The sequence below is a fragment of the Streptomyces botrytidirepellens genome, assembly GCF_003721215.1.
GTDB classification, from domain to species: Bacteria; Actinomycetota; Actinomycetes; order Streptomycetales; family Streptomycetaceae; genus Streptomyces; species Streptomyces himastatinicus.
Genome location: NZ_RIBZ01000111.1, coordinates 1 through 21,910 on the forward strand (window position 1 = coordinate 1; position 21,910 = coordinate 21,910).

A 21,910-nucleotide genomic window follows, 5' to 3' on the forward strand; every position below is an offset into this window, starting at 1 on the left:
GCCGCGTCCGACGCGCACCACATCGCGCGGCCGCACCCCGACGGCACCGGGCTGGTCACCGCCGCGCGGCGGGCGCTGCGGCGGGCGGGCGGCCCGCGCATCGACTACGTCAACGCGCACGGCACCGCGACCAAGTCCAACGACCCCGCCGAGACGCGCGGACTGCACACGCTCCTCGGCGCGGACGCGCCCCACGTGCCGGTCAGCTCGACCAAGAGCACGACGGGACATCTGCTGGAGGCGTCCGGAGTGGTGGAACTCGTGATCACCCTGCTCGCGCTGCGGGACGGCGTTCTGCCGCCCACCGCCGGATTCACCGAACCGGACCCGGCCTGCGACCTCGACTACGTACCGAACCGCCCCCACAAGGCCGACATCCGGCGGGCGCTCACCATCAACGCCGCCTTCGGAGGCGCCAACACCGCGCTGATCCTGGAGCGGGCATGATCGCGGCGATGGCCGGGCCGGAGGCCGCTCCGCCCGTCGCCGGATTCGTGGAGTCGGCGTTCAATCCGCTCGTGCACCAGGCCGTCGAGCGTTGCCTGAGCGCTCACCCCGGCGACGGTTCCCGGACCGCGATGGTCCTGGCCAGCACGATGGGCGATGCCGCCACGCTCGACCTGGGCAGCCGTCGGCTCGTGTCCGGACAGGTGCACAATCCGCTGCTGTTCATGCAGAGCACCGCCAACGCGATCCTCGGCCAGCTCAGCCGGGACTTCGCCATCACCGGGCCGCTGCTCTGCCTGTCCACCGTGGCGGACCTGGCCGGGGAGCTGCTGGCGACGGCCGAACTCCTACTGGACGACGAGGAGTTGGACCGCGTCGTCCTCGTCGGCGTCGAGCTGAGTGGCACCGAGCGCACCACCGCCGCGTACCGCCGGCTGCGCGACATCGGCCCGCCCGCCGCCGACCTGGCCGTGGCCCTCGTGCTCGACCGCAACGACCCGCGCCCCCGTCCCCCGGTCAACGCTCCGTCCGACGCCCCGTCCGACACCCCCGCCACCGAGCACGGCACCCTCCGCGGCCTGGCCGAGCTGGCCGCCCGAATCCAAGGAACCAACCCATGATCACCAAGGAAGAACGCGCGCAGATCAGCGAGGACGCCGCCCTGGGTGCCGGAAACGTGATCCACCGGCTGAAGGCGTACGGCAGACCGCTCGACGAGCAGGTGCTGTGGACCGACACCATCTGGCAGGCCCCGGACGGCGGCCACCCCGAGGTGCTGACCCTGGGTGAGCTGCACGAGGTCGTCGCCACCTATGCGGCCTGGTATCACGCACACGGCGTGCGGCCGCGCGACCCGGTGGCGATCCAGACGTACTCCAGCACCGAGTTCGCCATCAACTTCCTCGCGCTCACCTCCCTCGGCGCGATCCCCTCCTTCGTCAACGGCAACCTCCGCCCCGAGATCGCCCGAGAATACGTCCGCCGCCAGGGCGCCGTGGGTGCCCTCACCGATCAGGCACACCACCCGGTCATGGGTCCCCACCAGGCCGAACTGGGGCTCGGCTTCTGCGCCACCGCGGCCGACATCCGCGCGGACACGGCCCGCGGCCCGCTTCCGGCGGCGTACCCGTACGCGCACCACCCCACCGACCCGATCATCATCTCCCACTCCTCGGGCACCACCGGCATGCCGAAGGCCGTCCCGCACACCCACGAGACCCTGCTGTACGCGCAACTGCACCGGCTGAAGCTGTCGGTGGGCTCCGCGATGGGCAGGCTGCTGGTCGCGATGCCCGGCTCGCACAACGCGTCCATCTCGGTCATGCTGTTCGGCTTCCTGCTGCGCTCGCCCGTCCTGCTGCTGTCCAGCCAGCGCGGCGTCGACGTCCTGGACGCGATGGAGTCGTTCCGCCCCACCACGGTGTTCGCGTTCGCCGGAACGTACGGGGAGATGGCGGCGCAGGATCTCGCCGCACGCGACCTGTCCAGCGTCGAGGCCTGGTACAACACCGGCGACGCGGCGCACGAAGCACACATCAGGGCGCTCATCGCGCAGGGCAGCCACGATACGGTCGGCCGGGACCTCAAGCGCTGCCGCGTCCCCGGCTCCGTGTTCACCGACGGACTCGGCTCCTCCGAGACCGGCTACTCGCTCTTCCACAACGGCCACAAGCCCGGCCGCTCGTCGTTCTCCCGCTGCGTCGGCAAGCCGATGAGCTTCGCCGAGGCCGCGGTGCTCTCCGAGGACGGCACCCCGCTGCCGCCCGGCGAGGTGGGCCGCCTCGGCGTACGGTCCCCCACCCTCACCCCCGGCTACTGGAACGACTCGCTGACGTTCCACCGGCTGCGGCTCGGCGGCTACTGGCTCACCGGCGACCTCTCCTACCGGGACGAGGACGGCAACTTCTACCACCTCGACCGCGCCCCCGACGCCATCCGCACGGCCGCGGGCCTGGTGTTCAGCACCCGTACCGAGGAGTTGCTGCTGCGCGAGCTGCCCGAACTCGACGACTGCACGGTGGTGGCCGTCGCCCCCGAGGGCGTACGCGCCGACTGGGACGGCGACGGCACCGCCGACGCGTACGTCTTGCTCCAAGTGCGCCCGGACGCGACGGACGCCGACGACTGGACCGTCAAGGTCAACCGGGCCCTCACCGCCGAGGGCTTCCCGCCCCTCACCGGAGCGCTCCGGATGGACGCGAACGACGTGGTGAAGGGCGCCACCGGCAAGGTGCTCAAACGGGAGATGCGCGAACGCTTCCGGGCCCGACTGGCGGGCGGGCGCGCACTGGGAGAGGCGGCGCGATGACCACTCCCCGCCCCCAGCCCATGGACGTGTACCGCCAGTGGTGGCTGCACGACGCCCGCTGGTACCAGGGCGTGGCGAAGCGCTTCGGCCACGCGGTGGCCAACGAGATCAACGCCGAGGCGCTGCGCTTCGTGGCCGTCCAGGTCGGCAAGCGCATCGCCCGCCGGCACGGCGGAAAGCCCGCCGCCGACCTCGAAGAACTCCGGCAGCGGTACGACGACTGCTCGGAGTGGATGTTCCCGAGCGAACTCCGCGACGGCGGCACCGCCGTACTCCCGGACGGCGACATCGAGCTGACCATGCGGCAGAACTTCGCCGTGACCATGGTCCGCATGGCCGGTTCGCTGGACGGCTACGACTGCCCGTGTACGGACATCCACGCGGGCTGGTCGGAGGGGCTCGGCGTCGAACTCACCCGCAACTGCGCCACCGCGTGCCTGCGCAACGGCGACCCCGCCTGCCGGTTGCTGATGCGCGTGGGCTGATGCGCGTCGGCTGACGGGCGTCAGCAACGGGCGGCCGAGCCCTCCACCGGGCTCGGCCGCCCGAAGCACTTCTACGGTTCGCCGGCCATCATCCGGGCGATGCCCTGGGGGCTGAAGACCTCCCGGGTGGCGAGGGCGATGCCACCGTGGATCCCGGCGCTCTCGCCGAGCCGGGGCGTGGTGATGGTCATCTTGCTGGTGGCCAGGGCCAGCGCGCGCCGGTAGACCACGGCGCGCACCCCGGAGAGGAGGTCGTCGCGGAGTTCGCTCAGCGGTCCGCCGATGACCAGGGTGCGCGGGTTGAACATCGAGACCAGCATGGCCGCTATCTCGCCGACGTCGGTGCCCGCCTGGCGCAGGGCGCGCACGGCGTTCGGTTCGTTGTCGGCGACGCGTTCCGCGAGCACGCGCGCGCCGTGCAGCGGATCCTCGTCGGTCGACTCCGGTATGCCGAGGCTGCGCAGGACGGCCGGGCGGGAGGCCAGCGCGCTGAGGCAGCCGACGTTGCCGCAGGAGCACAGGGCCTCGCCGCCGCCGACGGCCCGGATGTGGCCGATGTCGCCCGCGGCACCGTCCGCCCCGCGGTACACCCCGCCGCTCGCCGTGACGATCCCGGCCCCCACCCCCGCGGAGATCTTGATGCACACCAGTGGGGTGCCGTCCTGCTCGTGGCCTGCCTCGCCGAGGGCCATGAGATTGGCGTCGTTGTCCACCAGGGCGGGGCACCGGAACCGCTTCCGCAGTTCGTCGGCCACCGGGTAGCCGCCCCAGCCGGGCATTCCGGTCGGCCGCACCGCCCAGCCGCGCTGGAAGTCCACCGGCGCGGGCAGGCCCATCACCACCGCGCGGACCCGGCCGGGGTCGCGCCGGCACTGCGCCAGCAGGGCCATCAGCCGCTCGGCCACCGTCTCCAGCACGATCTCCGGCCCGGCCTCGATACGGACGCCCACGGTCTCCTGCGCGAGCACCCGCCCCGTGAGGTCGGCGATCGCGACCTGTGACGCCAGGGTGTCGACGTCCGCCACGGCGACGGTCCCGGCCCGCGGGCTGAGCGTCAGCACCCTCGGCGGTCGGCCCCGCACCGATTCGCTCGATTCGAGCTCCTCCAGGATGCCGCGCGCGACGAGATGGTCGACCTGCTTCCCGACCGTCGTCCGGACCAGACCGCTGCGCCGCGCGATCTCGGCACGGCTGGTCGCCTCGCCCGACACCACGAGGTCCAGCACCTTCCGCAGCCCCACGGGCACGGAAGGCAGAAGGACCGGATCGGTCTGGTAGCCATCGCCCTTATGCACGTCGGTGACCTTAATTACCGCGTGATCTACCCGACAACCAGCCCGTCTTTAGTCCATGCGAAAAATTAAAAATGGCGTCTTGTTCCCGCAGCGCGAATTAAACGATGGTGATGCCCACACAAAAAGTTCCGGCCATGGCCGGTTCGTTTGGTTCGTTTGCACATCTCGATCTGGTGACCGGGCGACGCGGAGGCACGCGACCCGACGACCGCCCCGCACCACGTATCGCTCCCCGAGAGGACCCCACGGCATGGCCAGCCAATCGCATCGCATCGGCATCCTGGGCAGCGGCAACATCTTCGGCCGGTATGTCACCGGCCTGGCCCGCTACCCGGAGCTGGAGATCGTGCGGGTGGGCGACATCGACCCGGCCCGGGCCAAGCAGGCCGCCGCCGATCACGGCATACCGGCCTGGGGCGACGACGCGGAGCTGTACGCCGACGCGTCGGTGGACATCATCGTGAACCTCACCCCACCGGTGCACCACGCGCGCACCATCATCACCGCCCTGGAGTCCGGAAAACACGTCTACGTCGAAAAGCCCCTGGCCACGACGGTCGAGGAGGGCCGGGCCGTGCTGGAGGCGGCCGCCCGGAGCGGGCGCCTCCTCGGCTCGGCGCCGGACACGTTCCTCGGCAGCGCGAGCCAGACGGCGCGCAAGGCGATCGACGACGGACTCATCGGCGCACCGATCGGCGCCTCGGCCTTCATCGGCCACAGCAAGGCGGAGACCTGGCATCCGGACCCGCGCTTCCTCTTCCAGCCGGGCGGCGGCCCGGTGATGGACATGGGGCCGTACTACGTCGCCATCCTCGTGAACTGCCTGGGCCCGATCCAGGCCATCAGCGCGGCGAGCCGGATCGGCGCGCCGCACCGGGCGGTGACCGCGCCCGGCCGGGCCGTCGACTCCATCGAGGTCACGGTTCCCACGCACACCGCGGCGGTGCTGACGTTCGCCTCGGGAGTCCTCGGGACGGCGCAGATGAGCTTCGACGTGTGGGACTCCGACCTGCCCTTCATGGAGATCTACGGCACCGAGGGCACCCTGTCCCTGGGCAACCCGAACCACTTCGACGGCGAGGTGCGGCTCAAGCGGCACGGCGACGCCGAGTGGTCCGTACTGGAGCCGGTGGTCGGCCTGTTCGGCGCCGTCGGCACCAAGGAACAGGCCCGACGCGGCCTCGGCGTCCGCGACCTCGCGGACGCGGTCGAAGGCGACCCGCACCGGGCCACCGGCTCGTTCGCCTTCCACGTACTCGAAGCGCTGTGCGCGGTGGAGGAAGCCTCCCAGGAGGCCCGCGTCGTGCACCTGACCAGCACCTGTGAACGTCCCCAGCCGCGATACCCCGCGTGAGCCAGGCGACAGCTCGCAACCCACCACCACCCCGTCCCCCGAAATCCCCCGCCCCCGGACACGCTCAAGGAGCACCGATGTCGCCGAGAACGCCGGCCTGGCGAACCCGACTGATGGCAGCCGCCGCAGGCATGGCGCTGCTCTCCACCGCCGCATGCAGCGCCGCCACCGATTCCGACCCCAACGGCGGTAAGGACACGGCCGCCGGTCCCGTGCGCGACGGCGGCACCCTCACCGTCGCGCAGACGAGCGACGCCGACCCCGGCTCGTTCCTCAAGACCTCGGTCGGCAACATCCTGTCCGAGTACACGGTCCTCGAGACGCTGACCCTCATGGACACCAAGACGGGCAAGCCCAAGGGCGTCCTCGCGAAGTCGTGGAAGCTCGCCCCGGACGCCAAGAGCATCGACATCACGCTCCGGGACGATGTGACCTTCCACAGCGGCCGCAAGCTGACGGCGCGCGATGTCATCTTCACCCTGAAGAAGGTGCAGGACCCGGCGACGGGCGCGGGGGGCCAGGCGATCGCCGAGCAGATCACGTCGATGAAGGCCAAGGGCGACCACGAGCTGAAGCTCACCTTCAGCAAGCCGACGCCGAACGTCTTCGACCTGTTCGAGATGGCGCCGATCCTCAACCCCGCGACCTACGACGACTACGCGGCGGGCAAGGTCGTCGACGGCACCGGCCGTTTCGCCTGGAAGTCGTGGACGCCCGGCGGCCGCATCGTGCTCACCAAGTACGCGAAGTACCGCGACGCCGAGAACACCCACCTCGACAAGATCAACATCCAGGTCATCAACGACCCGACCGCCATCGTCTCGGCGATCCGCAGCGGACGCGTCCAGTACGGCGTCGGTGCGGCCGCCCTCGACGCCCGCAGCCTGAGCCAGCAGCCGGGCTACGCCCTCCTGTCCTCGGGCGGTTCGGCGATCCCGCTCTCGCTGGACGTGACGAAGGCGCCGTTCGACAAGAAGGAGGTGCGCCAGGCGGTCCAGTACGCGATCGACCGCCGCCGCATCGTGCAGCAGGTCGAGGGCGGTCACGCGGACGCGACGAGCCTGCCGTGGAAGAAGAACGCCGTCGGCTACGACGCCGCTCAGGCGAAGCACTACGGCTACCAGCCCGACAAGGCCAAGAAGCTGCTCGCCAAGGCGGGCGTGAAGGGCGCCACGTTCAAGGTCGTCACCCTCAACACCCCCGAGGCCACCAGCATCTTCCAGATCGTCAAGAACAACCTCGCCGCCGTCGGGCTGAACGCCAAGCCCGAGGTGCTGAGCGCGACCGAGTACGACGGGCGGATCGCCAAGCGGGACATGGGTACGCCCGCGGTCCTGATGATGAACAGCAACGCCCTGCTCCCGGCGAGCGCGGTCGCCAGCAGGCCCGAGTTCGTCCCGAACGACAACCTCCTGCACGTCAAGAGCCCCGCGTACACGAAGCTCGTCAAGAACGTCACCGATGCGACCACGCCCGCCGCGCAGAAGAAGGCGCTGCACGCGTACAACGCCTACTTCCTCGACCAGGCGTTCACGGTTCCGCTGATCACCCGCCCCACCCTGACGGTCCGGTCGACGTCCGTCGGCGGCATCGCACCCACCCAGACGGGCTTCCTGAACCTCGGCCAGGCGTGGCTGTCGGAGCCGAAGGGGTAGCGAGGCAATGATCCGGTTCATGGCGCGCAAGGCGCCATCCGTCCTCTTCGTCCTCCTCGCCAGCTCGGTCGTCGCCTTCGCCCTGCCGCGGCTCGCCCCCGGAGACGTCGCGGTCAGCCTCGCCGGTACGGATCCGAGCGCCGCCAACGTCGCCGCCATCCGGAAGGAGCTGGGTCTTGACCGGTCGCCCGTCGTGCAGTATTGGGACTGGATCTCCGGGCTGTTCCATGGCGACCTGGGCCAGTCCTACCGCCTCCACCGCAGCGTCGCGAGCCTCATCGGCGATCGCCTGGAGAGCACCGTGGAACTGGCCGTGTTCGCCACGCTGCTCGTCCTCGTCATGGGCACCGCGCTCGGGGTGCTCGCCGGTTCCACCAAGCGCCGGTGGACGCGGGCGGGCCTCGACCTGGGCAACAGCCTCCTGGTCGCCATCCCCGCGTTCCTCACCGGGCTGGCGCTGATCCTGATCTTCGGTGTGTACCACCGCTGGCTGCCCGTCAGCGGCGAGGTGAGCCTGCTGGAGAACCCCTCGATCGGGATCCAGTATCTGACCCTTCCCGCGTTCGCGCTGGCGCTGTCGCCCTCCGGCATCGTGGCCCGCCTGCTCCAGACGGAGATGACCAAGGTCCGCAACGAGGACTACGTCGATCTGGCCCTGGCCAAGGGGACCTCCTCCCGGCAGATCACGCTGCGCCACGTGCTGCGCAACAGCTTCGGCACGGCGGTCGTCGCGATCGGGCTGGAGATCGGCACCCTGCTCGCCGGTGCCGTGATCATCGAGTCGATCTTCAACCGCAACGGCCTCGGCCAGCTCGCCGTCTCCAGCGTGCAGACCCGCGACTTCACCGTCCTCCAGGTGCTGATCCTCGGGGTGGTCTTCGTGGCGGTGATCTGCCAGATCGTCACCGAGATGGTCCTCGCGACGCTCGACCCGCGGATCAGGTTGGGAGCCCAGACATGACCGACGTACCCCTGTCGGCGCCCGGCGCGGCGGCCACGGCCACGCGCCGCAGGCTCAATCCGACACTGGCCCGCTATCTGTCCGCCTTCCGCACCCCGAGGGGTGTGATCGGGCTGTCGATCCTCGGGATCATGGTGCTCGCCGCCCTGCTCGCCCCCGTCCTCTTCCCGGGCGGCTACGACCAGCAGGGGTCGAACGCCCTGTCCGGGCCATCGGCCCAGCACATCTTCGGTGTGGACGAATTCGGCCGCGACATCTTCATCCGCAGCGTCTACGGACTCCGCGTCGACCTCGGCCTCATCCTCACCGCCGTGCCGCTCAGCATGGCCGTCGGCACGCTGATCGGCCTCTCCGGCGCGATCTCCGAATGGCTCGGCGCCGGGTTGCAACGGGTGCTCGACGTCATCATCGGCTTCCCCGGACTGATCCTCGGCATCTGCCTGGTGGCCATCCTCGGCCCCGGGTGGTTCCCGCTGTTCCTCACCATCCTCATCGGCGGCCTGCCCACCGCCGGACGCCTGGCCCGCGGCGCCTGGCTCACCCAGCAGGGCAGGGAGTACGTCCTCGCCGCCCGCGTACTCGGCGTCCCGCGCCGGAAACTGCTCGTCCGCCACGTCCTGCCCAACGCGATGGACGCCATCGTCGTCAACGGCGCCGTCTGGATGGTCATCGGCATCTACATCGAGGCGGGACTGTCCATCGTCGGCCTGGGCGTGCAGCCCCCGACGCCGTCGATCGGCGTGCTGCTCAACAACGGGCTCCGGTTCGTCACCCAGGCCCCCACGTACATCATCGGCCCCGGAGTGGTGCTCCTGCTGCTCTCGGTGGGCTTCAGCCTGATATCGGACGCGCTCAACGAGGCGGTGAACCGTCGGTGATCTCGACAACCGACTCCACGATGGCGGAACCGCCGGCACCGGTGACGGGCAAGGGCGCGCCGCTGCTGCGGGTCGAGGGCCTGCAAACGGAGTTCAAGCTGAAGAGCGGCGGCGTCAAGGCCGTCAACGACGTCAGCTTCGACATCTACCCCGGCGACGTCCTCGGCATCGTGGGCGAATCCGGCTCCGGCAAATCGGTCACCGCGCGCTCCATCATGCGGATGCTGCGCCCGCCGGGCGAAATCACCGCCGGGTCGGTGCGGTTCGACGGCGAGGACCTGCTCGCGCTTCCCGAACGCGAGATGCGGCGACGGCGCGGAGCCAAGGTGGCGATGGTCTTCCAGGACCCGCAGGCCGCGCTCAACCCCGTACTCAAGGTCGGCGACCAGATCGTGGAGGCCATGACGGTCCACGGCGTCGACAAGAAGACGGCGCGCGCACGGGCGGTCGAGCTGCTCGAACAGGTCGGCATCCCCGACGTACCGACGAAGATCGACCACTACCCGCATCAGTTCTCCGGCGGGATGCGCCAGCGCGTCGTCATCGCGATCGCCCTGGCCAACGATCCCGCGCTGCTCATCGCCGACGAGCCGACCACGGCCCTCGACGTCACGATCCAGGCCCAGATCCTGCGGTTGCTGGCCAGGCTGCGCACCGAACTCGGCATCGCCATCGCCATCATCACCCACGACATGGGCGTGGTCGCCGAGCTGTGCACGGACGTCGTGGTCATGTACGGCGGGCGCACGGTCGAGAAGGGCACCGTCGAGCAGGTCTTCCGGCATCCGCGCCACCCCTACACGGCGGCGCTGCTCGAAGCCATGCCACGCCTGGACGACGACCGGGTCGGCCAACCGCTGCCTGCCATCCCCGGCAGCCCGCCCGACCCCGCGGCGCCCCCGCCCGGCTGCGCGTTCGCGCCCCGCTGCCGGTACGCCGAGGACGTGTGCACCCAGGAACCGCCGACCCTGCTGGAGATCGGGGACGCGGGGCAGACCGCGGCCTGCTTCGTCGCCCAGCGCGGCGACGGCCTCCCCGCGAGAGGCGACGCTCCCGCGACACCTCCGCCGGTATCGCGGACCGCTCCCCCGACGGCCGCACCCGTGCTGGAGATCCGCGACCTCAGGGTCGACGTCGGATCGCGCGGGCGCGGGCTCTTCCGTCGTGAACCCCCGGTGTACGCCGTCGACTCGGTGAGCCTGGCCGTACACCCGGGCCGCACCCTCGGGCTCGTGGGCGAGAGCGGCTGCGGCAAGTCGACGCTGTCCCGCGGCATCGTCGGCATCAACCCGATCGCGAGCGGGTCGGTCCACGTCGACGGCACCGACGTCAGCGCGATGCGCGAGGACGACCTCAAACGGGTCCGTAGCTCCGTGCAGTACCTGTTCCAGGATCCGTACGCGTCGCTGAACCCGCGGCGCACGATCGGGCAGTCCCTCGCCGAGGCGCTCGCGTTCCGGGGCGTCGGCGGCCGCGACCTCGAAGCGGCGGCGCGCGACCTGATGACGCAGGTCGGGCTGCGCCCTGAACACCTCGACCGCTACCCGCACGCGTTCTCGGGCGGGCAGCGCCAGCGGATCGGCATCGCGCGGGCCCTGGCCCGCCAGCCGCGGACGCTGATCCTCGACGAGCCGGTCTCCGCGCTCGACATGTCCATCCAGGCACAGATCATCAACCTGCTGGAGAAACTCCAGAACGAACTCGGCCTGGCCTACCTGTTCATCGCCCACGACCTGTCGGTCGTACGCCACCTCAGCGACACGGTCGCCGTCATGTACCTCGGCAGGATCGTGGAGCACGGCGACGTCGCCGAGGTCTACGGCAACCCGCAGCATCCGTACACCGCTTCGCTGCTCTCGTCGTCGCCGGTACCGAGCGTCTCGGCGCGTTCGCGGGAACGCATCGTCCTGCGCGGCGATCTCCCCAGCCCGGCGAACCCGCCCTCGGGCTGCCGGTTCCGCACCCGGTGCCCCATCGGCCCGCTGGTCCACCCCGAGCGGACGATCTGCACCGAGACCTCCCCCGAACTCACCGTCACCGCTTCGGGCCAGCGCGCCGCCTGCCACTTCGCGGGCGAACTCGCGCAGCACTGACCTCACTTCATCGAAGGGACCAACACACGTGCGTATCGCACTCAACCCGATCCAGTGGATGGCCAGCGACGACGGCTGGCTCGACCCGTCCAAGGCGCCCGAGCGCAAGCAGCTGCTGTCACTGATCAAGCAGTCCGGTTTCGACGCGGTCATGGCCGAGGTCCCCGCCGACTGGACGGTTAGCCAGTACCAGACCGTCCTGGACGAGGTCGGCCTCACCCTGGCCCCCGGCTACTTCGTCTGCCGCTCGGACGGCCGGGACGGAAACGAGACCACCGTCGTCGAGAACGCCGCCGCCGTCGCGCGCCAGCACGCCGAACTCGGGATGACGGAAATCGGCCTGGGCCTGGCCATGGGCAAGGACATGCCGCGCGTGGCACACCCGGCCCAGGCGTACGACGCGGATCCGTCGCGCGTCGAGGCCGTGACGGCGCTGATCGGGAAGATCGCCGACGCCATGACCGCCGAGGGCGTCCGCCCCAACCTCCACCCCCACGTCGGCACCTGGATCGAGACCGAGGAGGAAGGCCGGGCCGTCCTCGACGCCGTGCCGGACTCCCGGCTCGGCTTCCTGCCCGACACGGGGCACTTGGCGTGGGCGGGCTCGGACGTCGGCGCGTTCATCAAGGACTACGCGGAGCGGATCCCGTTCGTGCACGTCAAGGACTGTCGGCTCAGCGTCGCGGACCAGGGCCGAGAGGGCGATTGGGGCTACCAGCAGACCGTCCTGGCCGGGCTCTGGGTCGAGCCCGGCCGAGGCGAACTCGACCTCAAGGGGATCATCGGCAACCTGCCCAGCACGTTCGACGGCTGGCTGATGGTCGAGGTCGACTGCCCGGACATCTCCGACCCGTACGAGAGCGCGGTCGCATCGGCGCGCTGGATGCGCGCCGAGTACGGCAATTGACCGTCGTCCTCAGCCGCGCGCGGCGAACCGCACGAAGCGGGTCCAGCCGTCGGGGGTGACGGCGAGGTGGGGGCGGGCCGTGTCCTTGGAGTCCCGCACGTGCACGGCCTCCTCGGTCACGGCCACCTCCACGCAGTCGTCGTTCTGGGCGCTGCTGTAGCTGGACTTGAACCAGTCCACGTCAGCCGCCCGCCGCGAACCGCACGAACCGCACCCAGCCGTCGGGGGTGACGGCGAAGTGGGGGCGAGTCTTGTCCTTGGAGTCCCGCACGTGCACGGCCTCCTCGGTCACAGCCACCTCCACGCAGCTGTCGCCCTGGGTGCCGCTGTAACTGGACTTGAACCAGGCGAGTTCCGACCTGCTCATAGCTCTCCTCGCATCCGCTCCAGCAGGCCCCGCGAGTCTTGGGGGTTGAGGGCCTGCGAGCGCAGTGTGTCATAACGCTGTTGGAGGAGAGAGACCTCTTTCCTGTCAGCGATCAGCCGCCCGTTCTGCTGTCCTTCGGAATATGCGAGCCGCCGCCCGTCCGGAGTTTCCAGCAACTGCACAGGACCGTCCAGACAGGCATGGAACTCGGCGTCCAGCGGCATGATCTGGAGGCTCACATTGCGCGGCGCGCTGTGCTCCAAAACGTAGTCGAACAGGCCCCGCGTCACCTCCGGGCCGCCGAGCTTCTTCCGAAACACGGACTCTTCCACGATGAAACTGAACGGCACATTCGGCCGCTCGTACAACAACGTCTGTCGCTCCAGCCGAGCGATGAGCTGTGCCTCCAACTGCTCGTCCGTCAGCAGCGGGATGCTGTTGTCGAACACCGCCCGCATGTATCCCTCGGGCTGCAACAATCCCGGCACCAACCGGCACTCATACGTGTACAGGCTCACCGCCTTCCGCTCCCGCCGCGCCCACCGCTGGAACCATGCCGCAAGCCCTGGCTCGCCCCGCGACAGGAACCTGGCAGCCCTCCGCAGTGCGCCCGTGTTACCAAAGACCTCCTCCGCCCGCTCTACGAACGACTCCTCCGGCATCCGCCGCCCCAGCTCCACCGACTCCACGGTGTGCTTCGAGAACCGGACCAGCTCCCCGAACTGGGCCCGGCTCAGACCCGCGTGTTCACGCAGGGCCTGGACGACCGCTCCGAACGTCCGCAGACTGTCCGAAGGATCGGGCTCCCGGTCCCCGTCTCCAGCCCCACAAGCATGTTCAATCGTCATACGCGGCCACCTCCAGGTGCGTACGTTCGAGGGCCCCCGCGCTCGACTCACTCAGGGTGACGGACGGCACACCGTACTGTCCACCGAACGTGCCCGTACGCTGACGTTGCGTACGCCGCGCGCCGCTGGCGAAGCCACTCACGCACCCGCCACCTTTGGCCCCATGAACGCAAGCACACCCCAATTGCCCGCCACCACCCGCACCTTTGCCCAACGCTTGTCCTCCACGCGGCGCGGGGCGCGCCTCGCCCGGTTGCTCGCCGTGGGACAGCTCCGCTCCTGGCCGGTGTCACCCGCCGTCACCGAACGCGCCGAGCGGATCGTCGCCGAGCTGGCCGCGAACGCGGCGATCCACGGACGCGTACAGGGCCGGGACTTCCGGCTCGCCCTCTCGTTCGACGAAGCCCGCGGCACCCTCTGCATCGAGGTCGCCGACACGCGCGGCGAGAAGCTACCGGTCCTCGGGCCCGCCCCCGGGCCCGACAGCGAGTCGGGGCGCGGCCTGCTGCTGGTGGCCGCGCTCGCCGACCGCTGGGGTACGGAGCCGCGCCACCCCGTGGGCAAAACGGTGTGGGCGGAACTGGACTCCCGTCAGACGTCGGCCGGATAGAACTGGGCGTACCAGCGGCGCAGCGCCCTGATGCCCTTCTCGTGCGGGAGCAGGACGGGGCGTGGCTGGTGCACCTTGTGGTCCCAGATCCGGACCTCCTCCCGCACCTCCCTCAGGGCTTCCGCACGGAAGACCAGCTTCAACACCGGTGCCAGGAAAGGCAGTCGAGCGGGCTTGCGGACGTAATACAGCATCCGCATCTCGCTCGTACGGTCGTCCACGGGAGTGGTGAGGGCGACGGCGGTGAGCGACAGAACGGGGCCGAGGACGCGTACCACCATCACGCCGGGCCCGTACATGAACACATCGAAGGTGTTGTTGATGTCGCGGCCGAGAACGCGCCGGTGGATCCGGCCGCGGACCTCGGCGAAGGGGCCGTCCGGCCGCAGGTCCTGCACAGGCGGCTCGCTCTGGCCGTGGATGAAGTGGAAGTGGGACTCGTCCACGATGTTCTCGCGCATCTCCTGGATGTGGATGCGGGCCCGGCACACGTCGTCGATCGGTGTCGCGAAGTCCCGGTCGGCCGTCTCCGGGATGTCCGGCACCTCCCACGGGGGCGCGGTGGGGCCGTAGTAGACGAAGACGAGCCCGCTGTGTTCGCGTACCGGGAACCCCCCGAGGGACACCTTGGGGGTGCGGACCGCGAAGGGGGCGTGCGTACACCGCCCGTCCGCCCCGAACCGCCACCCGTGGAACGGGCACTCCACGGTGCCGTCGACGACCTTTCCCCCGGCGCCCAGATGCGCGCCGTAATGCGGGCAGTGGGCGTCGCGCACCGCCGCCCGCCCGTCCGCTCCGCGGAAGGCGATGAGGGCGCGCCCGAAGTAGTGCAGGCTGACGACCTTCCCCGGACGCAGCTCGCCGCTGCGGAGGACGGCGTACCAGCCGTGGGGAACGGGCGGCATGGGGTACGCGTCGGCGCGCGGGTCGCGCGGCAGGTCGGCGAGCTTGTCATGGCTGCGGCGTAATGGCATGCACCGATGCTAGGCACTGGAGAGTCCTTAGGATGTTTGATCATGTTCATTCGGTCCAACGCACTCAGCGGCTCCCGCCGTCACCGCCTCATCATGGGAGGGATGCTGACGCCCTTCATGGCTCTGATGGGGGTGACGTTTTCCATCGTGGCCGCGAACACCACCGACCGTCCTCTGCCCATGAGCGGCTTCGCCGCAGTCGCGCTTTCGGCCTTCGCGGTCGCTTGGTGGTGCGCCCGCTACTGGTACGCGGCTCTCCGGGAGACCCCTGAGCCCAATCCGTGGCCATGGGCCCTGCCTCCGCTCGTACTCATCGTGATCTTCACCGTCTCCGGCATCGGCGCACTCCAGGACGGGAAGAAGGCGAACGGCATTGGCATGTTGGCACTGGCGGGCCTGCTCTTCTTGCCGTGCGCCGCAGGGTGCGTAGCGGGCCTGGTCGGTTATCTGCAACACCGCTCCCGCAGGCGGCACGGACCTGCCGCGGCCCGGAACACCCCCGAGCCGCCACGGCGGCCGTACCGGGCCTGGGGATCGATCGACTGAGGACCGGGGCTGGGATGACATCGCGGCAGAGCTCAGGCAACAGGCCGCCGTGCCGGGCGCGCGGTCGGAGCCGGGGCGTCAGTCGGCGCGCGTCCCCTCGGGGGTGACCATCTCGGCCGCCACCCGGCCCACCGCGCCGTCCAGGGGGACGTCCTCCACGGAGCCGAAGTAGGCGTCCCGTGGCAGATGGGACTGGTCCATCCGCAGCTCGCCCGGGCTCGGCACGGCCACCTCGGGCGCGGGCCGCAACTCGTCCGCGCGGTCGCGTAGCGCCGCCAGCAGCCCACCGGTGGTCGAGGCGTCGTCCGCGTGGGTCAGCTGGGCGCGATCCGCCGGTGGTCGGCCAGGTGGGCATTGACGCCGTGGTGTTCCCGGAGCCAGTCGGCGGCCCGGTAGCCGCTGACCGCGAGTCCGGTGAGGTCGATGACAACGGGGAGCGGATCGATGTCGGCGGCGAGCCCGGGGCCCACGTAATCGTCGTGGCCGTCCACGTGCAGTCCGTCGATGGCTTCGATGTCCGTACGGACCGTATGCGCCCGGCGCAGCGCCGCGCCCATCAGCTCCTCGCCGTGCAGTGCCATGTGGCGTCGCCATGTGTCCATGCCCGCGCGGAGCAGAACGGCAGATGCGCTCCCCACGCCTCGTCGACGATCAGCGGGCGCCGGAGCAGGTGGCAGACCTCGGCGATCCTCGCCAGATCCGCGCAGGCGCCGTACGGGGTCGGGCTGGTCACCAGGGCGCCCTTGGCCTCCGGGTGGTCCGCGAACGCCCGGGCGAAGTCGTCGGCCGACGGCGGATGGGCGATGTGGCGGGCGGCGTCCCATCGGGGCTCCACCCAGACGGGGCGGACCCCGGAGATGATCAAGCCGGAGATCACGGACTTGTGTGCGTCCCGGCCCACCAGCAGCGTTTCATGCGGACCGGCGACCGAGAGCATCTCGGCCTTGACCGAAAGCGAGCTGCCGCAGGTGGAGAAGAAGGTGTGCTCGGCGCGCACCGCGTCGGCCATCAGCTCCTCGGCGCGCCGCAGCACCCCGCCCGACTGGAGCCGGTCGTCGAGCCCGCCGAAGGCGAGGACGTCGGCGCGGAACACCTCGTCGCCCAGGACCTTGCGCGCCTCCGGATCGACGCCCCGGCCCTGCTTGTGCCCGGGCGGGGTGAACGGGAGGAACCCCCGCTCGTGATACCGGGCCAGGGCCTCCAGGACGGGAGCCTCGGTGTGATCCATGCGCGACGAGTGCCCCGCCGCCCGGCAGGAAAACGGCACGTCCGGGCGGGCGGCATCAGGCGCGGGCGAGCGCCCGGCGCCACTGCTCGGTGACCGAGTGCCGCAGCCGTTCGGTGTCGACGGCCTCGGGATCGAGAAGCCGTTGCAGCCCGATTCCGCGGAGTTGCCCGACGATGGCGATCGCGGCCTCGTCGGGTACGACCTCGGGGCGGATGGTGCCGTCGGCGAGACCGGCGGCCACGTCCTCGCGCAGATCGGCGCGGAACGCCTCGTCCCGCTCACGGAAGATCGGGGCCAGTTCCGGCGCCGTGGCGGCCTCGGCCCAGAGCAGCAGGAACACCCGGTTCCACACGCCCACCCGGCCGAGGGCTCCCAGATATCCGTCGATCAGCCGCAGGAGGCGGTCCAGGCCGGGCGGCAGACGGTCGAGCCCGGGGACGAACCCGGCCTGGGTGGCGTGTGCCAGGCGTTCGATGAGCGCCTGCTTGGACCCGAAGTGGTGGGTGACGAGCCCGCGGCTGTACCCGGCTCGCTCGCTGACGCGCGCCAGGGTCAGCGCGCGCACGCCCTGTTCGACGACCAGTTCGGCGGCGGCGTTGAGCAACGCGGATTCGGCCTGGTCACGGCGCTGCTGCTGGGTGCGGCGGGTGGTCGTCATGGTCAGAAACGTACAACAAACTTGTCAGCCGACCAACAAGTGCGTAAGGATCACGGCGTTGACCGACTGGAGGTTTCCTGATGATCGAGATTGACGACCGCGCCCTGGACACCCTGCTGGCCGAGGATCCGGGTGGTTCCGTGGTGATGCTCAACCTGCTGCGGTTCCGCCCGGACGGCGGCCGCGAGAGCTACGGGCGCTACGCCGAGGCGCTCGGCCCGGCGATCAACGCCCGGTACGGCGTACAGGTGGAGTACCTGGGAGACGGCGGGCGGGCGCTGGTCGCCGAGGACGGGCAGGCTTGGGACATGGTGCTACTGGTCCGCTACCCGAACCGGCAGGCGTTCGCCGACATGATCCGTGACCCCGACTACCAGGCGGTCTCCCACCTCCGAAGCGAGGCACTGGTGGAATCGGTCTTGCAACCGACCGTACCGCTGGGAGGACTCCACTGATGCCCGTTGTCTTCGGCCCCGTTGTCTTCGTACATGGCAACCCCGAGACGGCGGCGGTCTGGGACCGACTGCTCCCCGAACTGAAGCGCACGCGCCCGCATCTGGTGTGCCTGTCCCCGCCCGGGTTCGGCGCACCGCTACCGGCCGGGTTCGGCGCGACCGTCACCGACTACCGCGACTGGCTGATCGGCGAGCTGACCCGCTTCGCCGAACCCGTCGACCTGGTGGGACACGACTGGGGCGGCGGCCACGTCCTGAACGCGGTGATGAGCCGCCCGGACCTCGTACGCAGCTGGGTCAGCGACACCATCGGGGTCTACGAACCCGACTACGTCTGGCACGAGTTGGCCCAGCGGTGGCAGACGCCGGGAGCCGGAGAGGCCGATGTGACGGCGCGGTTCGGCGCGCCCCTCGGCGAACGGGTCGCGACACTCGTCGACCGGGGGATGCACGAGGCGGTGGCCGAGCAGGTGGCCCGCGGCCAGGACGAGGCGATGGGCCGAGCCGTGGTCGCGCTCTACACCTCCGCCGCGCAACCGGTGATGGCCGAGCTGGGCAGGAACCTGGAACGCGCGTCGCAACGGCCGGGACTCGCCCTGCTCGCCACCGAGGACCACGCGGTCGGCACCGTCGAGCAGCGGCACCGCGCCGCTCGCCGTGCCGGCGCCGGGGTCGAGACCCTCGACGGGCTCGGCCACTGGTGGATGACCCACGACCCCGCCCGCGGCGCCCGCGTCCTCGCCCGCTTCTGGGCCTCGCTGGACCACGCGTAGTCACCCCAGGGCATCCCTGACGGCGTCCCGCGCGCCCTCCCCCAACACCTGGTGCACATCTATGCCCGGCAGCGCGGGCAACTCCGCCCAGTGGGTGACGGGTTCGGCGCAGGGCGGCCGTAGGGCAGGCGGACGCATTTGCCCACCCCTCCCCAACTCAGGCGCTCCGTCAGACGGCCATTCTCACCCCGGGCCGAAACACGGCGAGGTCACCCTAGGGATGCGGGCCCCTTCCCCTCGGCCCGGTCCACGACTCCCGTGACGGCGTCCTTCCGTGGCCGGCCGAGCTAGCGCTCTACGCGCTTCAGGCCGCGCACAGCCGGGATTGCCAGCAGCAGGGCGCAGGCGACGAACGCCATGGACGCGGACACGCACAGCAGCGGCACCGTCCCCGCGACGACCGCGAGTGGTCCCGCCACCGCCTGCCCGACCGGCTTCATCACCAGCGAGCCGGCCGCGTCGTACGCGTGCACCCTGCCGAGGACGTCCTGCGGGATGTGCGTTTGCACGCTCGTGTGGAACATGACGATCCAGAACGCCATGCCTACGCCGCTCACCCCGTAGCACCCGGCGATGAGCGGCGCGGGAAGGCCGAGAGCGACCCCCAACGGCATGAGCGACCAAAGGATCATGGAGAGGGCTCCGGCCCGGAGCGGATACCGCGGGCGGAGCCTGATCGCGACGATTCCGCCCAGCACACTTCCCGCCCCGAGGGACGACATGACCAGGCCGAACGTCGATGCTCCGTAGTCGGTGACGAGCGTGCTGTTGCCGAGGGTCATGGTGGGGCCGGCGCCGGCCAGCTGCCAGAGCATGAAGACGACGATGACGCTCCACAGCCAGGTCCTGGCCCGGAACTCCCTCCAGCCCTCGACGAGATCAGCCCGGAAGGACGATCCGCCGCTTCGCCCGGCCGGGCCCATCGGGACCGAGCGGAGCAGGAGCAGGCAGACGCCGCTGACCCCATAGGTCAAGGCGTCGAGGGCGACCACCGTTGCCGGTGAGGAAACCACCAGCAGCAGGCCGGCCAGCGACGGGCCGATCACGGCGGTGACGGACTCCGAGATGCGGAGGGTGCCGTTCGCCTTCTGCACGTCCCGGGCTACGCGCGGGGTGATGCTGGCGACTCCCGGCTGGAAGATTGCACTACCCGCACCGACCAGGGCCAGCAGCACCAGGATCTGCCACAGCTGGGGCGTACCTAACAGGAACAGCAGCGCGAGCACCGCCTGAAAGCACAGCCGGACGGTGTCCGAGACGACCATCAGCCGCCGGGCACCGAAGCGGTCGGACAGCACCCCACCAAAGATGATCAGTGCGGCGAACGGCGCTACGAGCGCGGCCAGCGCATAGCCCACCCCACTCGTTCCGTACCCCGCCCGGATCACGGCGGCCGTGATCGCGACGGGGAGCATCGCGTCACCCAGCAGAGAGATGGTGCGGGCGGTGAGGAACAGCAGGAAGTCCGCTGTCCACAGCGGCGGATCAGTCGAGGTCTCCTTGACTTGCAGGTCACGGGCCATGTCCGAGCCAGCCACCGCACACCGTCCCACTCATGCCGTTGGTCCCGACCAAGGCGACAGTGTCGTGCCTCGGCCGTCCCTCGGTCAACGGAACATCTTCGACAAGCCCAGCACGTGCGCGGCGTGTTCACGCGCCTACGTCACCTTCCGCATACGCATCAGGCAGGGCACCACGCACACCGCATACGGCGGGGCGAGAACGCCCGCGCCGCCGGGCTCGTCACCCTCGACGCGTAGCCGTCGTCCTGCCCGCCCTGCGATCGCCACGGCTTCGAAGCCGCTGTGTCAGTCCCCTCCTCTACGGTGCGCCCATGACTCCTGAGATGCGGGACCGGTTACGTCCCTTCCGTGAGAGGGCGATCGCGCAGGGCATCCCCGCCGACGACGTGGAGCGGTGGATGACCGCCGCCCGCCCCTGTGCGACGCTGATGGGGGACGCGGACGGGGACGGGCCGGTCGTGGGCCGACTCGGCGGTCCTCTCCTGCTTCCCGCCGACACCCCGGATCCCTTCGCCCTCTTCGTCGCCTCCATCGACCTCGCGGCCCTGCCCGCCGACGCGACGGACCTCCCCCTGCCTCCCGACGGCCACCTGCTGCTGTTCGCCCTCCCCGAGCGCGACGACGACGACGCGCCCACGGGCAGCGTGGTGTACGTCCCCGCCGGTACGGCCGTGGAGGAGCGGGACAGGCATGCCTGGAACGAGGACGACTTCGACGACCATCGCCAGATGGTCGAGGATTTCCCTCAGGGCCCGCTGCGGGCGACGACCGATGTGTCACTGCCGTACCACGGGGCGGTCTCGTCCTCCGAAGGCCCGGGGTGCGTACCGCTCGCCGGGCATCCCCGCTCCGAGGAACTGGCCGAAATATGGGAGCGCATGCAGGCCGATGACCACCCCACCGGGAGGGAGCTCCAGATCGGTGGATACGCCGATGAGGAGGCCGTCTACACCGACCCGGTCGCCACTGCCGTGTACAGGGCCGTGAAGGCGGTGGAAGCGGGTCTATGGGAGGGACCGGCTTCGGGTGACGTCGAGGACTGGGTGCTCCTCGCCGACTGGTACTGCGGCGTCTACGGCGGGAAGGCGCCACCGTCCACTGGGTGATCCAGCGCGAAGACCTGGCCGCGCGGCGCTTCGACCGCGTGTTCACCGATGTCTTCTGGAACCCCTGACCCGGGCCGCCTCACCCCATGGCGTCCCTGACGGCGGTCCGCGCGTCCTCCCCCATCACCTGGTGCACGACCATCCCCGGCAGGGCGGGCAACTCCGCCCAGTGGGTGACGGGTTCGGCGCAGGGGCGGCCGTAGGGCAGGCGGACGACACGGTCGGAATCGACAAAGCAATCGCGGTGCTCGGTCCCGTCCTCGGCGATGTGACGGGCGGTGAAGTACATGGGCAACACCAGCCAGAAGTCCTCCCCCACCGTCTGCCCCGGCTCCGGCGGATAGCGTCCCGACGTCGCCGCCGCCACGGGCATCCCGCTCCGCGGCAACCTCTCGCGCGCGTCCACCCACTCCACCACCGCGTCCATGCCCGCCCCTCC

Annotated in this window: 22 protein-coding genes and 2 pseudogenes; 15 read left to right on the plus strand and 9 right to left on the minus strand. The window is 70.5% G+C overall.

Translation table 11 applies throughout. From position 1 onward, the window contains the following. The 4 genes and pseudogenes from EEJ42_RS08465 to EEJ42_RS08480 all read left to right on the plus strand — a co-directional run. Window positions 1-447 (plus strand): annotated as a pseudogene (locus EEJ42_RS08465) (beta-ketoacyl-[acyl-carrier-protein] synthase family protein); the annotation flags it as partial. Next, window positions 444-1,067, plus strand: coding sequence for a hypothetical protein (locus tag EEJ42_RS08470; protein ID WP_123099356.1), 624 nt, complete (start codon window positions 444-446; stop codon window positions 1,065-1,067). The pseudogene EEJ42_RS08465 and the gene EEJ42_RS08470, both read left to right, overlap by 4 nt. Beyond that, window positions 1,064-2,755 (plus strand): AMP-binding protein, encoded by a 1,692-nt coding sequence (locus tag EEJ42_RS08475; RefSeq protein WP_123099357.1) that lies wholly within the window; start codon window positions 1,064-1,066, stop codon window positions 2,753-2,755. Before EEJ42_RS08470 ends, EEJ42_RS08475 begins: the two co-directional genes overlap by 4 nt. Next, a complete protein-coding gene (locus tag EEJ42_RS08480; protein WP_123099358.1) occupies window positions 2,752-3,240 on the plus strand; it encodes a hypothetical protein in 489 nt (162 codons plus the stop codon). The genes EEJ42_RS08475 and EEJ42_RS08480 overlap by 4 nt, the downstream gene beginning before the upstream one ends. A 71-nt stretch (window positions 3,241-3,311) precedes the next feature. On the opposite strand, the gene EEJ42_RS08485 is transcribed toward EEJ42_RS08480, so the two are convergent. Beyond that, window positions 3,312-4,535: an ROK family transcriptional regulator gene (locus EEJ42_RS08485; RefSeq protein ID WP_123099359.1), complete on the minus strand. Its 1,224-nt coding sequence runs from the start codon at window positions 4,533-4,535 to the stop codon at window positions 3,312-3,314. A gap of 250 nt (window positions 4,536-4,785) precedes the next feature. On the opposite strand from EEJ42_RS08485, the gene EEJ42_RS08490 reads away from it, so the two are divergent. From EEJ42_RS08490 to EEJ42_RS08510, 6 genes are all read left to right on the plus strand, one after another. Continuing rightward, window positions 4,786-5,889 carry a Gfo/Idh/MocA family protein gene (locus EEJ42_RS08490; RefSeq protein ID WP_123099360.1) on the plus strand — a complete coding sequence of 368 codons (1,104 nt, stop codon included), beginning with the start codon at window positions 4,786-4,788 and terminating at the stop codon, window positions 5,887-5,889. Window positions 5,890-6,002: 113 nt separating this feature from the next. Further along, window positions 6,003-7,544, plus strand: coding sequence for an ABC transporter substrate-binding protein (locus EEJ42_RS08495; protein ID WP_184502999.1), 1,542 nt, complete (start codon window positions 6,003-6,005; stop codon window positions 7,542-7,544). A 19-nt stretch (window positions 7,545-7,563) separates the two neighbouring features. After that, the gene (locus tag EEJ42_RS08500; protein WP_246096230.1) at window positions 7,564-8,505 is read left to right on the plus strand and encodes an ABC transporter permease; all 942 of its coding nucleotides are present in this window, start codon (window positions 7,564-7,566) and stop codon (window positions 8,503-8,505) included. Continuing rightward, window positions 8,502-9,383: an ABC transporter permease gene (locus tag EEJ42_RS52620; protein ID WP_246096232.1), complete on the plus strand. Its 882-nt coding sequence runs from the start codon at window positions 8,502-8,504 to the stop codon at window positions 9,381-9,383. Before EEJ42_RS08500 ends, EEJ42_RS52620 begins: the two co-directional genes overlap by 4 nt. 20 nt (window positions 9,384-9,403) lie before the next feature. Beyond that, on the plus strand, window positions 9,404-11,476 hold the full coding sequence (locus EEJ42_RS08505) for an ABC transporter ATP-binding protein (RefSeq protein WP_246096234.1): 2,073 nt from the start codon (window positions 9,404-9,406) through the stop codon (window positions 11,474-11,476). A 28-nt stretch (window positions 11,477-11,504) separates the two neighbouring features. After that, window positions 11,505-12,383, plus strand: coding sequence for a sugar phosphate isomerase/epimerase family protein (locus EEJ42_RS08510; RefSeq protein ID WP_123099364.1), 879 nt, complete (start codon window positions 11,505-11,507; stop codon window positions 12,381-12,383). A 9-nt stretch (window positions 12,384-12,392) separates the two neighbouring features. On the opposite strand, the gene EEJ42_RS08515 is transcribed toward EEJ42_RS08510, so the two are convergent. Genes EEJ42_RS08515 through EEJ42_RS08525 form a run of 3 tightly spaced genes read right to left on the minus strand, consistent with a single transcriptional unit; the run spans window position 12,393 to window position 13,598 of the window. Continuing rightward, window positions 12,393-12,563, minus strand: coding sequence for a DUF397 domain-containing protein (locus EEJ42_RS08515; RefSeq protein WP_123099365.1), 171 nt, complete (start codon window positions 12,561-12,563; stop codon window positions 12,393-12,395). Between the two features lies 1 nt (window position 12,564). Beyond that, window positions 12,565-12,750 (minus strand): DUF397 domain-containing protein, encoded by a 186-nt coding sequence (locus tag EEJ42_RS08520; protein WP_123099366.1) that lies wholly within the window; start codon window positions 12,748-12,750, stop codon window positions 12,565-12,567. Next, window positions 12,747-13,598 carry a helix-turn-helix domain-containing protein gene (locus EEJ42_RS08525; protein ID WP_123099367.1) on the minus strand — a complete coding sequence of 284 codons (852 nt, stop codon included), beginning with the start codon at window positions 13,596-13,598 and terminating at the stop codon, window positions 12,747-12,749. The genes EEJ42_RS08520 and EEJ42_RS08525 overlap by 4 nt, the downstream gene beginning before the upstream one ends. A 163-nt stretch (window positions 13,599-13,761) precedes the next feature. Between EEJ42_RS08525 and EEJ42_RS08530 the strand changes: the two genes are divergently transcribed. Then, window positions 13,762-14,208: an ATP-binding protein gene (locus EEJ42_RS08530; RefSeq protein ID WP_123099368.1), complete on the plus strand. Its 447-nt coding sequence runs from the start codon at window positions 13,762-13,764 to the stop codon at window positions 14,206-14,208. On the opposite strand, the gene EEJ42_RS08535 is transcribed toward EEJ42_RS08530, so the two are convergent. After that, window positions 14,190-15,182, minus strand: coding sequence for a Rieske 2Fe-2S domain-containing protein (locus EEJ42_RS08535; protein ID WP_221179342.1), 993 nt, complete (start codon window positions 15,180-15,182; stop codon window positions 14,190-14,192). The two genes, EEJ42_RS08530 and EEJ42_RS08535, sit on opposite strands and share 19 nt — an antisense overlap. A 102-nt stretch (window positions 15,183-15,284) precedes the next feature. On the opposite strand from EEJ42_RS08535, the gene EEJ42_RS08540 reads away from it, so the two are divergent. Continuing rightward, window positions 15,285-15,728 (plus strand): hypothetical protein, encoded by a 444-nt coding sequence (locus EEJ42_RS08540; RefSeq protein ID WP_148081892.1) that lies wholly within the window; start codon window positions 15,285-15,287, stop codon window positions 15,726-15,728. Between the two features lie 99 nt (window positions 15,729-15,827). Here EEJ42_RS08540 and EEJ42_RS08545 read toward each other — a convergent pair. Together EEJ42_RS08545 and EEJ42_RS08550 are read right to left on the minus strand one after the other, a co-directional pair. Further along, window positions 15,828-16,956: pseudogene (locus EEJ42_RS08545) on the minus strand (aminotransferase class I/II-fold pyridoxal phosphate-dependent enzyme); the annotation flags it as partial. Between the two features lie 55 nt (window positions 16,957-17,011). Next, window positions 17,012-17,614, minus strand: a complete 603-nt coding sequence (locus EEJ42_RS08550; RefSeq protein WP_123099370.1) for a TetR/AcrR family transcriptional regulator — start codon at window positions 17,612-17,614, stop codon at window positions 17,012-17,014. Window positions 17,615-17,694: 80 nt separating this feature from the next. On the opposite strand from EEJ42_RS08550, the gene EEJ42_RS08555 reads away from it, so the two are divergent. Beyond that, the gene (locus tag EEJ42_RS08555) at window positions 17,695-18,069 is read left to right on the plus strand and encodes a DUF1330 domain-containing protein (protein ID WP_123099371.1); all 375 of its coding nucleotides are present in this window, start codon (window positions 17,695-17,697) and stop codon (window positions 18,067-18,069) included. After that, window positions 18,069-18,842 carry an alpha/beta fold hydrolase gene (locus EEJ42_RS08560; RefSeq protein ID WP_123099372.1) on the plus strand — a complete coding sequence of 258 codons (774 nt, stop codon included), beginning with the start codon at window positions 18,069-18,071 and terminating at the stop codon, window positions 18,840-18,842. The genes EEJ42_RS08555 and EEJ42_RS08560 overlap by 1 nt, the downstream gene beginning before the upstream one ends. 287 nt (window positions 18,843-19,129) lie before the next feature. Here EEJ42_RS08560 and EEJ42_RS08570 read toward each other — a convergent pair whose 3' ends face one another. Continuing rightward, window positions 19,130-20,365 (minus strand): MFS transporter, encoded by a 1,236-nt coding sequence (locus tag EEJ42_RS08570; RefSeq protein WP_123099407.1) that lies wholly within the window; start codon window positions 20,363-20,365, stop codon window positions 19,130-19,132. A gap of 311 nt (window positions 20,366-20,676) precedes the next feature. On the opposite strand from EEJ42_RS08570, the gene EEJ42_RS08575 reads away from it, so the two are divergent. Next, complete coding sequence (locus tag EEJ42_RS08575) at window positions 20,677-21,471, plus strand: DUF1963 domain-containing protein (protein ID WP_246096238.1); 795 nt, start codon at window positions 20,677-20,679, stop codon at window positions 21,469-21,471. A 79-nt stretch (window positions 21,472-21,550) separates the two neighbouring features. Here the strand turns inward: EEJ42_RS08575 and EEJ42_RS08580 are convergent, their stop codons facing one another. Beyond that, a complete protein-coding gene (locus EEJ42_RS08580; protein ID WP_123099373.1) occupies window positions 21,551-21,898 on the minus strand; it encodes an AQJ64_40280 family protein in 348 nt (115 codons plus the stop codon). Window positions 21,899-21,910: the final 12 nt, after the last annotated feature.